The 12384-nt window shown below is 67.7% G+C and carries 11 protein-coding genes; 10 read left to right on the top strand and 1 reads right to left on the bottom strand.

What is annotated here, in order from left to right; translation table 11 throughout:
- Window positions 1-16: 16 nt before the first annotated feature.
- Window positions 17-802: an enoyl-CoA hydratase gene (locus APH28_RS18615; protein WP_060511905.1), complete on the bottom strand. Its 786-nt coding sequence runs from the start codon at window positions 800-802 to the stop codon at window positions 17-19.
- Between the two features lie 136 nt (window positions 803-938).
- Between APH28_RS18615 and APH28_RS18610 the strand changes: the two genes are divergently transcribed.
- The 10 genes from APH28_RS18610 to APH28_RS18565 all read left to right on the top strand — a co-directional run bounded on the left by APH28_RS18610 (window position 939) and on the right by APH28_RS18565 (window position 12251).
- Window positions 939-1712 carry an SDR family oxidoreductase gene (locus tag APH28_RS18610; RefSeq protein WP_060511904.1) on the top strand — a complete coding sequence of 258 codons (774 nt, stop codon included), beginning with the start codon at window positions 939-941 and terminating at the stop codon, window positions 1710-1712.
- Window positions 1713-1769: 57 nt separating this feature from the next.
- Window positions 1770-2738: a bifunctional MaoC family dehydratase N-terminal/OB-fold nucleic acid binding domain-containing protein gene (locus APH28_RS18605; RefSeq protein WP_060511902.1), complete on the top strand. Its 969-nt coding sequence runs from the start codon at window positions 1770-1772 to the stop codon at window positions 2736-2738.
- Between the two features lie 9 nt (window positions 2739-2747).
- Window positions 2748-3881: an acyl-CoA dehydrogenase family protein gene (locus APH28_RS18600; protein ID WP_060511900.1), complete on the top strand. Its 1134-nt coding sequence runs from the start codon at window positions 2748-2750 to the stop codon at window positions 3879-3881.
- Complete coding sequence (locus APH28_RS18595; protein ID WP_060511898.1) at window positions 3853-4272, top strand: MaoC family dehydratase; 420 nt, start codon at window positions 3853-3855, stop codon at window positions 4270-4272. The genes APH28_RS18600 and APH28_RS18595 overlap by 29 nt, the downstream gene beginning before the upstream one ends.
- Window positions 4273-4289: 17 nt before the next feature.
- Window positions 4290-5468: a lipid-transfer protein gene (locus tag APH28_RS18590; RefSeq protein ID WP_060511946.1), complete on the top strand. Its 1179-nt coding sequence runs from the start codon at window positions 4290-4292 to the stop codon at window positions 5466-5468.
- Window positions 5469-5478: 10 nt separating this feature from the next.
- Complete coding sequence (locus tag APH28_RS18585) at window positions 5479-6648, top strand: acyl-CoA dehydrogenase family protein (RefSeq protein WP_060511896.1); 1170 nt, start codon at window positions 5479-5481, stop codon at window positions 6646-6648.
- 68 nt (window positions 6649-6716) lie between these two features.
- Window positions 6717-7922, top strand: a complete 1206-nt coding sequence (locus APH28_RS18580; protein WP_060511894.1) for an acyl-CoA dehydrogenase family protein — start codon at window positions 6717-6719, stop codon at window positions 7920-7922.
- Window positions 7919-9073 (top strand): acyl-CoA dehydrogenase family protein, encoded by a 1155-nt coding sequence (locus tag APH28_RS18575; protein ID WP_060511892.1) that lies wholly within the window; start codon window positions 7919-7921, stop codon window positions 9071-9073. Before APH28_RS18580 ends, APH28_RS18575 begins: the two co-directional genes overlap by 4 nt.
- Window positions 9074-9095: 22 nt before the next feature.
- Window positions 9096-10784, top strand: a complete 1689-nt coding sequence (locus tag APH28_RS18570) for a class I adenylate-forming enzyme family protein (protein ID WP_060511891.1) — start codon at window positions 9096-9098, stop codon at window positions 10782-10784.
- Between the two features lie 108 nt (window positions 10785-10892).
- Window positions 10893-12251 (top strand): DUF1329 domain-containing protein, encoded by a 1359-nt coding sequence (locus tag APH28_RS18565; RefSeq protein WP_082432334.1) that lies wholly within the window; start codon window positions 10893-10895, stop codon window positions 12249-12251.
- Window positions 12252-12384 lie beyond the last annotated feature (133 nt).

Below are 12384 nucleotides of genomic sequence, written 5' to 3'. Positions count from 1 at the left end.
CAGCAAAATAGGTAAGTCAGCACCCCTCAAACCGCGCCGGGCGCTTTTCGATAAACGCCTGCATCCCTTCCTTCTGGTCCCGTGAAGCAAACAACAACGCATTCGCCTTACGCTCCAGCGCCAAGGCCGCCCCCAGCGGCGCATCCATTCCCGCCAGGATCACCTCCTTGATCTGCTCGGCCGCCAGCGCCGGCATCCCTGCGATCACCCACGCCAGCTCCAGCGCATGGCCCTGCACCTGGTCATCGTCAACCAGGTCACTGACCAACCCCGCCACCCAGGCCTCTTCGGCGCTGATCGGCTGCCCGGTCAGCGCCATGCGCATGGCCTTGACCTTGCCCACCGCCCGCACCAGCCGCTGGGTGCCGCCGATGCCAGGCATGATGCCGATGCGGATCTCCGGCTGGCAGAAGCGCGCGCTGCGCCCGGCGACGATCAGGTCGGCGAGCATCGCCAGTTCGCAACCACCGCCATAGGCATAACCGCAGACCGCGGCGATCACCGGCTTCGGGCAGTGCTGGATCGGCGCCCAGACCCGCTCGGTATGGCGCTGGTAGATATCGATCGGACCCACCCCGGCCATGCTGCCGATGTCACCGCCAGCGGCAAACACCTTGTCGCCGCCGGTCAGCAGGATGCAGCGCACCTGCGGGTCTGCACCCAGTTCAGTGAAGTGGCGTGACAGCAGCGCTTGCAGCTCCAGGCTCAGGGCATTGGTGGCGTGCGGGCGGTTCAGGCGCAGCAACGCTACGCCCGGTAGCGGGTGTTCGAGCAGGACCGGTGGAGCGGCTGAATCAGGCATGGGGTTCCTCGTGTGCAGGGGCGCGATGGCCGCCAGTGTCACCTCGCACCCTGGCCCATTCATCGTCCGTTCAGACGAAGTACACCCGTCATCGAGCCTCTAGAGTCGGTTGCCATGGCAGAACGAGGAACAGGCAATGGGCTTTGATTACAGCGGCAAGGTGGTGCTTGTCACCGGCGGCAGCAAAGGGATCGGCGCGGGTATCGCCGAAGGGTTTCTGGCAGCCGGGGCGCAGGTGATCGTCTGTGCCCGCAGCCAGCCCGAACAGCTGCCCAGCGCCGAGGGGCGCAGCGCGGTGTTCATCGCCGCCGACGTGCGCGACGGCGAGTCGCTGCAGGCGTTGTTCGACACCGTTGAGCGCGACTTTGGCCGCCTCGACGTGCTGGTCAACAACGCCGGTGGCAGCCCGTCGGCAGTGGCTGCCACTGCCTCGCCACGCTTTCATGAGGGCGTGCTGCGGCTGAACCTGATCGCCCCGCTCAATGCCGCCCAGCACGCCAACCGCCTGATGCAGGCGCAGGCGCAGGGTGGTTGCATCGTCTTCATCGGCAGCATCAGCGCCCTGCGTGCCTCGCCCGGCACCGCTGCCTATGGTGCGGCCAAGGCCGGGGTGCTGGCGCTGGTGCAATCGCTGGCCGTGGAATGGGCGCCGAAAGTGCGCGTGGTCGCGGTCAGCCCCGGCCTGGTGCTGACCGACCAGGCTCACCTGCATTACGGCAGCGAACACGGCATCGCCGCCGTCAGCGCCGGCATCCCGGCCGGGCGCATGGCCGCTGCCAGCGACATCGCCAACGCCTGCCTGTACATCGCCTCACCCCTGGCCAGCTATGCCAGCGGTTGCAACCTGCTGCTGCACGGCGGTGGCGAACGCCCGGCGTTTCTCAGTGCGGCCCAGGCCCTACCGACTTGATCGACCACCTGGCGGTGGCCGTATCGGCGCGCCGCCCTCACGTAGCAGGAGACGACTTTGGCTGACCCACAATTGCTATCGAGCGTGCGCGCCCTCGTGGGCCGCGAATATGGCCGGGTGTATGCCTGGGATGCGGTGAATGCGCCGATGATCCGCCAGTGGTGCGAGATCATGGGCATCGACAACCCGCTCTACAGCGACCCCGACTTTGCCCAGAGTAGCCCGTACCAGGCGATCATCGCCCCGCCGGCCATGCTCCAGGTGTGGACCATGGAAGGGCTGCACGCCAACAACTACCCGCCAGGGTCCACCGAGCAGAACCCGTACGAAGTGCTCAAGCTGATCGAGGAATACGGCTACACCTCGGTGGTGGCGGTGAACTCAGAGCTGAGCTTCACCCGCCCGCTGCATTTGGGTGAGCGGCTGTACTACACCACCCGCCTGGACGCGGTGGGCGACGAGAAGACCACCGCCCTGGGCACCGGCTTCTTCGTCACCCTGGTGATGAGCCACTTCGTCGAAAAGCCCGAAGGCGACGAGCCGGTGGGCGAACTGCTGTTCCGCGTGTTCAAGTTCCGCCCGGCCAACCCGCAACCTGCGGCCAAGCCCGAGGCCGCGCCGGCCAAGGCCAAGCGCCCGCTGCCGGGGGTAAGCGACGACACCCGGTTCTTCTGGGAAGGCTGCGCCGAAGGGCGGCTGCTGATCCAGCGCTGCAGCGCCTGCGCCACCTTGCGCCACCCCCCGGCACCGGTGTGCATGGCCTGCCACAGCTTCGAGTGGGACAGCCTCCAGGCCAGCGGGCGCGGCAGCCTGTATTCATTCGTGGTCATGCACTACCCCGAAGTGCCGCCGTTCGACCACCCCAACCCGATCGGCCTGATCGAGCTGGAGGAGGGCGTGCGCCTGGTCGCCGGGTTGATCGGCGTGCAGCGTGAGCAACTGCAGATCGGCCAGCGCCTGCAGGTCGAATTCCACACCTTCGACGCGCAGCAGACCCTGCCGTTGTTCCGGCCTGTGGCCGAGTAAGGGGCGCCCATGGACTTTCAACTGAGCGAAGACCAGCGGGCCATCGAGCAGATGGCCGAGAGCCTGTTCAGCGACCACTGCCACGACGATTACCTGCGCCACTGGGATGCCAGCGGCGAGCCGCTGATGGCGCCACTCTGGGCGCTGTGCCAGGAAACCGGCCTGCACGCCTTGGCCATCCCCGAGCAGCAGGGCGGCAGCGGCCTGGGCATGACCGAACTGATGCTGGTGCTGCAGGCGCAGGGGCGCAGCCTCGGCCAGGTACCCTTGTGGCGGCACCAGCTGGCGGCCGCGACCCTGGCCGCCTTCGGCCTGGGTGACCTGGCGCAGCTGGCGGCCCAGGCGGCTACTGGCGAGCGCTTGCTGAGCCTGTCGCTGGACGGCCTGCACGGCGCAAACGGTATCGCCTTGCAGGCCACGGCCTGCGCCGAGGGCTGGCAGGTAAACGGGCAGGTGGCGGCACTGCCACTCGGTGGGCAGGCCCACGCGGCGCTGCTGCCAGTACTCGCCAACGATCAGGCACGGCTGCTGCTGCTCGACCTCGACACCCCGGCCATCCGCCGTGTGCCGGGGGTGCTGACCCACGGTGAGGCGATCACCAACCTGCACATCGAGGGCCTGCGGGTCAGCGCCGACCGCGTGCTGCCCGCTGCTGCGCTGGCCTGGCTCGAACCCCGCGCCATCGCCGCCCTGGCGGCGCTGCAACTGGGGGTCAGTGCCGAGCACATCCAGCGCACCGTGGCTTATGTGAGCGAGCGCCAGCAGTTCGACCGGCGCATCGGCAGCTTCCAGGCGGTGCAGATGAGCATGGCCGATGCGCACATCGCCCTGGAGACCCTGCGCAGCGCCCTGTGGCAGCTGTGCTATCGGCTGGACGCTGGCCTGCCTGCGCCGTCCGAGGCCCAGGCCACCGCCTACCTGGCCTGCGAGGCCGGCCACCGCATCGGCCATGTCGCCCAGCACGTGCATGGCGGCATTGGCGTCGACCTGACGTACCCGATTCACCGCTACCTCTACTGGAGCCGCGCCCTGGGCATCGCCCTCGGTGGTTCGGCGGCATGCCTGGAACGGCTCGGCGACTGGCTGAGCGACAACGACAAGCTGGGATGGAAATATGACCTCGAAGAACACCAAGCGCTTTGACGACGTGCGCCCCGGCGAAACCCTGCCAGCGCTGCAGGTACCGATCACCGTGGCGCTGATCGCCGGCGGCGCGATTGCCACGCGTGACTACTTCCCTGGCCACCACGACCTGGATGCCGCCCGTGAACTGGGTTCGCCCCATGTGTTCATGAACATCCTCACCACCAACGGCCTGGTGCAGCGCTTCGTCGAAGGCTGGGCCGGCCCGCTGGCGCGCTTCACCGCGCTGAAGATCAAGCTGGGCGTGCCCAACTACCCCGGCGACAGCATGACCTTCAGCGGCAGCGTGACCGGCCTTGACCCCGAAACCCGCACGGTGGAAGTGACCCTCAGCGGCAAGAACTCAATGGGCAACCACGTGACCGGCACGGTCGCGCTGGTGCTGCCATGACCTTTGGAGGCAGCAGCATGAACACGATGTCGATTTCCGGGCGCGCCGCAATCGTCGGCTTGGGCGCGACCGAATTCTCCAAGAACTCCGGGCGCACCGAACTGCGCCTGGCCCTGGAAGCCACCCTCGAAGCCCTGCGCGACGCCGGCATCGACCCCTCGGAAGTGGAGGGCTTCAGCTCCTACTCGGTGGACAAAGTCCCGGAGTACGAAATCGCCCGCCTGTTGGGCTGCAAGGACGTCAAGTTCTTCTCCCAGGTGCCCCACGGTGGCGGCGCCGCCTGCGCACCGGTGATGCACGCGGCCATGGCGGTAGCCACCGGCGTGGCTAAGGTAGTGGTGGTGTACCGGGCGATGAACGAGCGTTCCTGGTACCGCTTCGGCAGCGGCAGCTACGGCTTTGCCGCCACACCGATCTTCGACAACGTCAACTACGGCTGGTACATGCCCCACGGCTTCCATACCCCGGCCGCCTGGGTCGGCATGTTCGCCCAGCGCTACATGCACACCTATGGCGCCACTTCGCAAGACTTCGGCCGGGTGGCCGTGGCCGCGCGGGACTTTGCCGCCAGCAACCCCAAGGCGTTCTTCCACGGCAAGCCGATCACCCTCGAAGAGCACCAGGCCTCGCGCTGGATCTGCGAACCGCTGCACCTGCTCGACTGCTGCCAGGAGTCCGACGGGGCGGTGGCCATGGTCATCACCTCGGCCGAGCGTGCCCGCGACCTGCGGCAGAAGCCGGTGACCATCAAGGCCGGCTCCCAGGGCATCACCCAGGGCCAGCAGAGCATGACCTCGTTCTACCGCGGCGACATCACCGGCCTGCCGGAAATGGGCGTGGTCGCCAAGGAGCTGTACCGCCAGTCCGGGCTCGGCCCCGAGGCGCTGCAGACGGCGGTGATCTACGACCATTTCACGCCGTTCGTGCTGCCGCAACTCGAAGAATTCGGCTTCGCCCGGCGTGGCGAGGCCAAGGAATTCATCCGCGCCGGGCACCACGCCCGCGGCGGCAAGCTGCCGATCAACACCCACGGCGGGCAACTGGGCGAGGCCTACATCCACGGCATGAACGGCATTGCCGAGGCAGTACGCCAGGTGCGCGGCACGGCAGTCAACCAGGTGGCGGACGTGGAAAACGTGCTGGTCACCGCCGGCACCGGCGTGCCCACCAGCGGCCTGATTCTGGGCGCAGCCTGAGGAGCGCAGCATGTTCGTCGATCTCACCCCCGAGCAACACGCGCTGCGCCGCCAGGTGCGCGACTACTTCCAAGCACTGATGACCCCCGAGCTGCGCGAGCGCCTGCGCGGCCAGGAAGGCGGCGAGCTGTATCGCCAGACCGTGCGCCAGATGGGCCGCGACGGCTGGCTGGCGGTGGGCTGGCCGAAGGCCCATGGCGGCCAGGGCTATGCGGCCACCGAGCAGCTGATCTTCTTCGAAGAGGCCAACATCGCCGGCGCGCCGCTGCCGTTCGTGACCATCAGCACGGTGGGCCCGGCGCTGATGGAACACGGCAGCGCGGCGCAGAAAGAGCGCTTTCTGCCGGGCATCGCCGCCGGCGAAATCATGTTCGCCATCGGCTACTCCGAGCCCGATGCCGGCAGCGACCTGGCGGTGCTGCGCACCAGCGCCCGGCTGGACGGCGAGCACTTCGTGGTCAACGGCAACAAGCTGTGGACCTCGGGCGCCGAGTCGGCTGACTTCATCTGGCTGGCGGCGCGTACCGACCCGAGCCAGGCGCGGCACAAGGGCGTGTCGATCCTGATCCTCGACACCCGCCTGCCGGGCTTCTCCAGCACGGTGATCCCGACCACCAGCAACCCGACCGCCGCCACCTATTACGACAACGTGCAGGTGCCAAAAGACATGCTGGTCGGCGAACTGCACGGCGGCTGGAAGCTGATCACCTCGCAGCTCAACCACGAGCGCCTGGGCCTGGGTTCCTGGTCAGACAAGGTCGTCGGGCTGTTCCGCCGCGTCTTCCTGTGGGCCAAGGCCCGTGACGAGCAGGGCCGGCGGGCGATGGACAAGGCCTGGGTGCGCAGCTCGCTGGCCGAGTGCTATGCGCGCCTGGAGGCGATGCGCCTGATCAACCTGCGCATTGCCGCCAACCTTGAACACGAGCACATGGACGTGGCGTTGAGCTCGACCACCAAGGTGTACGGCTCGGAATCGGCGATCGAGATCCTGCGCAGGCTGTCGGCCATCGTTGGCGCCAATGGCGTGGTCCGCGGCGGCTCGGCGGCGGCGGCGCTGCATGGCGACCTGGAGTACGAACTGCGGGCCTCGGTCACCGTGACCTTTGGCGGCGGCACCAATGAAATCCAGCGCGAGCTGATCGCCCAGTTCGGCCTGGGCATGCCACGCACCCAGCGCTGAGCCACCACAACCACAACAACAGGCCCCGCCCCGGCAGCGCCCGGGGCCTGGGCCGAGGGTTGCATCCGATGAGCACGATAGAGCAATTCAGGCACGAGACCCGCGCCTGGCTGGAAGCCAACTGCCCGCAGTCGATGCGCACCGCCATGGGCGAAGGCGATGTGGTCTGGGGCGCCAGCCAGCCGCAGTTCGCCAATGACGATGCGCGCCTGTGGTTCGAACGCATGCGCGATAAGCGCTGGTTCTGCCCCGAATGGCCCGAGGCCTACGGCGGCGCCGGGCTGGATGCCGAGCAGCTGGCGGTGCTGGAAAGCGAAATGCGCCGCCTCAAGTGCCGGCCGCCGCAGATCAACCTGGGCATCTGGATGCTCGGGCCGGTGCTGTTGGCCTACGGCAGCGAAGAACAGAAACGTAGCCTGCTGCCGCCCATGGCACGCGGTGAAGTGCGCTGGTGCCAGGGCTTCTCCGAACCCAACGCCGGCTCCGACCTGGCCAGCCTGAAGATGGCTGCGCGTGACGCCGGCGATCACTTCGTGGTTGATGGCAGCAAGATCTGGACCTCCTACGGCGACAAGTCCGACTGGATGTACGCGCTGGTGCGCACCGACAGCCAGGCGCCCAAGCACGAAGGCATCAGCCTGATCGTGCTGGACATGCGCAGCCCTGGGGTGAAGGCGGTGCCGATCGACCTGATCAGCGGCAAATCGGCGTTCTGCCAGGTGTTCTTCGATGGCGTGAAGGTGCCCAAGCGCCAGCTGATCGGCCCGCTCAATGGTGGCTGGAACCTCGGCAAGTACCTGCTGCAGCACGAGCGCAAGGCCATGTCGAAGTTCGGCGAGTTCAGCCTGCCGTCGCACTTCGACCTGCTGGCGCTGCTGCGCGAATACCTGCCGCAGCCGCGCAGTCAGGGCGAGCTGGCCTTGCAGGCGCGGGCGGTGGCCTGCGCCATGGACGAGCATGCCTACGGCCTGACGGTGCAGCGCATGGCCCAGGAGGGGCGTGCCGGCGACGACATCAGCGGCCTGATGGCGATCATGAAGCTGCTGCACACCGAGCAGGAGCGCGACAAGTTCGAGGTACTGCTCGACGCCATGGGCGGACACGCCCTCGGCTGGCAGGCCCCGGGCTTCAGCGAGCGCGAGCTGGCGGTGACCCGCGCCTGGCTCAACAGCTACGCGCTGACCATTTCCGGGGGCGCATCGGAAGTGCAGCTCAATGTGATTGCCAAGCGCGTGCTTGGGTTGCCCGACGGCAAGAAAGGAGTGTTGGCATGAACCTGCGTTACAACGAAGAACAACGCCTGCTGGCCGACAGTGCCCGCGACTTTCTCGCTGCGCGCAGCCCGGTGGCGGCGCAACGGCGCCTGCGCGACCAGGGCGTGGCGCAAGGCTTCGACACCCAGCTGTGGCGCGAGGCGGTCGAGCTGGGCTGGAGCGCCATCCCGTTCGGCGAGCACGTCGGTGGGCTGGACTTCGGCTGCATGGGCCTGGGGCCGATCTTCGAGGCCAAGGGCCAACACCTGGCGGCGACGCCGCTGCTGTCCAGCGTGGTCCTGGCTGGCTCGTTGCTGGCCTTGGCCGGCTCGGCGCAGCAGCACAATGACTGGCTGCAGGCGGCGATCCTCGGTGAGAGGCGCCTGGCCCTGGCACTGGAGGAGGGTGCCCGTCACCGGCCCAGCGACGTGGCCATGGCGGCGGTCGCCGAGGGCGACGGTTACCGCCTGAGCGGGGAAAAGTTCTGGGTCATCGATGGCGTTGGTGCCGATGCCTACGTGGTGGCGGCGCGCACTGCCGGGCAAGCCGGCGAAGAAGCCGGCATCAGCCTGTTCCTGGTCCCCGCCGACAGCCAGGGCGTGCAATGCACGGCGCTGCCATTGATCGACTCGCGCAACAGCGGGCGCCTGCGCCTGGACCAGGTGCGTGTGGGCAGTGAGGCGCTGCTGGGAGAACCGGGCGCAGCCTGGGCGGTGCTCGACGCGGTGCTCGACCGCGGGCGTGCGTGCCTGGCAGCGGAGCTGCTGGGCGCCGCGCAGCAGCTGTTCGAGACCACCGTGGAGTACCTCAAGACCCGGGTCCAGTTCGACGTGCCGATCGGCTCGTTCCAGGCCCTGCAGCACCGCGCCGCGCACCTTTACACCGAGCTGGCCCTGGCGCGCAGCGCGGTGATGGCTGGCCTTGCGGCGCTCGACGACCCGCAGCTGGACGCCGCCCGGCGTGGGCGGCTGGTCAGCCTGGCCAAGTGGAAGGCCGGCGACACTGCGCTGCAGGTCGCCAACGAGGCGGTGCAGATGCATGGCGGCATCGGCGTCACCGACGAGCTGGATGTCGGCCTGTACCTCAAGCGGGTACGGGTGGCCCAGGCCTGCCTGGGTGACCGCGACTTCCATTGCGAACGTTATGCCGCCCTCGACGCGGCCTGCGCCTGAGCGCAGCGGCTGGAGAACCCTGATGAACATTGACCATTGGCGGCACGCCTGGGCGCAACTGATCGCCCCCGGCTCGCCGTTCGAAGTGATGACCCCGGCTGCGGGCGGCCCGCGCCAGTTTCGCCATGCGCCGCGCAACCTGTTGCAGGTGTTCGACGCCGCACGGGTGCACGGCGACAGGGAGTTCGTCGTCTGGCAACAGCAGCGCCTGAGCTTTGCCGACTATTTCGACGCGGTCGACCGGCTGGCCGGCCAGCTCGCAGGCCGCCTGGGCCTGCGCCCTGGCGAGCGGGTGGCGATTGCCATGCGCAACCAGCCGGCCTGGCTGGTGGCGTTTGCCGCCATTCAGCGCTGCGGCGCGGTGTGCGTGCCGCTCAACAGCTGGGGCCTGCACGATGAACTGTTGCATGGCGTGGAGGACAGCGGTGCACGCCTGCTGATCGGCGACGATGCACGGCTGGCCTTGCTCCAGCACGACCTGGCGGCGGCCGGGCGGACCTTCATCGTGGTCGGGCGCGCCGCCGACGCCGGGCTGCCTGTGCACTGCCTGCGTTACGAGGACCTGCTGGCGGCCGAACCGCTGCCGCTGGCCCCGGTCGACCTGGCGCCCGAAGCCCCGGCGCTGATCCTCTACACCTCCGGCACCACCAGCCGCGCCAAGGGCGTGTTGTCCAGCCATGGGGCGATCTGCCAGGCGCTGACCGCGCTGGAGTTCCAGGGCGCGTTCTGCGCGCTGACCTCGCCCGAGCGGGTGGCCGGCATGCTTGGCAGCGGCTTTGCCTCGACCAGCCTGATGGCGGTGCCGCTGTTCCATGTCAGTGGCCTGCACGCGCAGTTCCTGGCGGCCTTGCGCGGCGGTCGGCGCCTGCTGTTGATGTACAAGTGGGATGCCGAGCAGGCGTTGGATTTGATCCGTGACGAGCGCTGCACCCAGTTCAATGGCGCCCCGGTGATGATGCAGCAACTGCTGGCCTCGCCGCGCTATGACGGCGCCGACACCGCCAGCCTTTTCGGCCTGGGCCTGGGCGGCGGCGCTTCGTCGGCCGGGCTGCTGGACGAGATGCTCGTACGCAAGCCCCAGGTCATTGCCGGCAGCGGCTACGGCCTGACCGAAAGCAACGGCATTGGTGCGGCGATTGGCGGTGATCTGTTCGCCTATCGCCCGGCCACGGCCGGCTGGCCGTTGCCGATTGTCGAGGTGTGCATCGGCGATGACCCCTCGCAGCCATTGCCGGCCGGCCGCGAAGGGCTGATCTGGCTGCGCTCGCCAACCCTGATGCAGGGCTACTGGAACCTCGCCGAAGCCAGCCGGCAGACCTTGCGCGATGGCTGGCTGGACACCGGCGACCTGGGCTACCTGGACGACGAGGGCTTCCTGATCATCAGCGGCCGGGTCAAGGACCTGATCAACCGCGGTGGCGAGAAGATTTCCGCGGCCGAGATCGAAACCTGTGTCAGCGACATGCCCGGCGTGCTGGAAGCGGCGGCGTTCGCCGTCGCCGACCCGCTGCACGGGGAAGTGGTGGCACTGGCGATCCATGGCTCGCCGGCGAGCTTGCCGGGCGACGAGCAGGTGCGCGCGTTCATCGCCCAGCGCCTGGCCGCCTACAAGGTGCCGGCCCAGGTCTACCGCGTCGACCAGCCCTTGCCGCGCAACGCCACCGGCAAGGTGCTCAAGGCCGCACTCAAGGCACGCCTGTCCAGCGCCTGAATCGTAGTCCCTCCGGACGATGCCGTACTGGCAGGAACCGGAACAATGAAGCCATACCACACGCCTTATCAGCGAAGGAGGCAGTACATGAAAACAACAACAACGGTGATGCTCGCAGCCGCTCTGACCCTCAACAGCGGGCTTGTCACCAGCGCCCACGCCGCCGTGCCACCTGCGGAGGCCGCCCGCCTGGGCAAGGACCTGACCTGCGTCGGCGCCGAGCAGGCCGGCAATGCCGAGGGCACCATCCCGCCCTACACCGGCAAGTACCTGGGCGAAGTGCCGGGCTGGAACCACGTCAAGTTCTCCGGTGACCAGCCGGTGGACCCGTATGCCAATGAAAAGCCGATCCTGGTGATCACTGCGCAGAACATGGACCAGTACGCCGCGCACCTGACCGATGGCCAGAAGGCGCTGCTGAAGAAGTACCCGACCAGCTACAAGATGAACATCTACCCGGGGCACCGCGACTTCCGTTACCCCGACTACGTGTGCCGCCGGGTCATGGACAACGCCCTGCATGCGCAGCTGGTCAACGACGGGCTGGGTGTCGAGGGCCTGGGCCAGGTGCCGTTCCCGATCCCGAAGAACGGCATGGAGGTGTTGTGGAACCACCAGCTGCCAGCGCGCGCCTACACCGAGGAGAAGATCTCCGACCTCGCCTCGGTACTGCCCAACGGCAGCATCGGCTGGGGCCGCGCCCATGCGCGCAACCTGTCGCAGGCCAACTCGCCAACGGTGGAGCCGAAGACCTCCGACATGGTTCAGGCGATGAGCTACAACACCACACTCAAGCCGGCCCGGGACAACGGCGTGATCAGCATTGCCCACGAGCCCTACAACTTCGTCACCTCGGCGCGCCAGGCCTGGTCCTACAGCCCGTCGACCCGGCGTGTGCGGCAGATGCCGGGGTATGGGTACGACCAGCCGATGATCGGCACCAACGGCACCATGACGGTGGACGAGGACCGCCTGTTCAACGGTGCGCCGGAGCGCTACACCTGGAAGCTGCTGGGCAAGCGCGAGATCTACAGCCCGGCCAACGCCTTCAAGGCCAATGCCGGTACGGTCAAGTACGCCGAGCTGCTGACGCCGAACCATCCCAACCCCGAGTTCATGCGTTATGAGCTGCGCCGGGTGTGGGTGGTCGAGGCTGACCTGAAGGACGGTTACCGCCATGTGTATGGCAAGCGCGTGCTGTTCATCGATGAGGACACCTGGAACGCGGTGATGGCCGACAACTACGATGCCCGTGGGCAGCTGTGGAAGCATGCGATGGTCAACTACTACTACCACCCGGACATGAGTGGCTGGCAGGCGGGGTCGCAGTTTTTCATGGACCTGAACTCGGGGCAGTACACCGGGTATGGGATGACCAACGAGGCCAAGAAGGGGCCGATTCTCAACGAGAGCAAGTTTACGCCCGACATGTATACCGCCGATGCGGCGCGGGCGATTGGGCGTTGATGGGCTGAAATCCTGGAAGTGAACGAGGCCTGGCAGGGGCGACCCTGCCGGGCCTTGTTTTTCGATGGGGGGTGGGAGATTGGGAGAGGGCTGCCAGGTGTCTGTCTAGGGTTTTGCAGCGCCTATCAGATCG

Source organism: Pseudomonas sp. NBRC 111124 (assembly GCF_001320245.1).
In the GTDB taxonomy this organism is placed as follows: domain Bacteria; phylum Pseudomonadota; class Gammaproteobacteria; order Pseudomonadales; family Pseudomonadaceae; genus Aquipseudomonas.
This window is presented reverse-complemented; position numbering and strand designations above follow the sequence as displayed.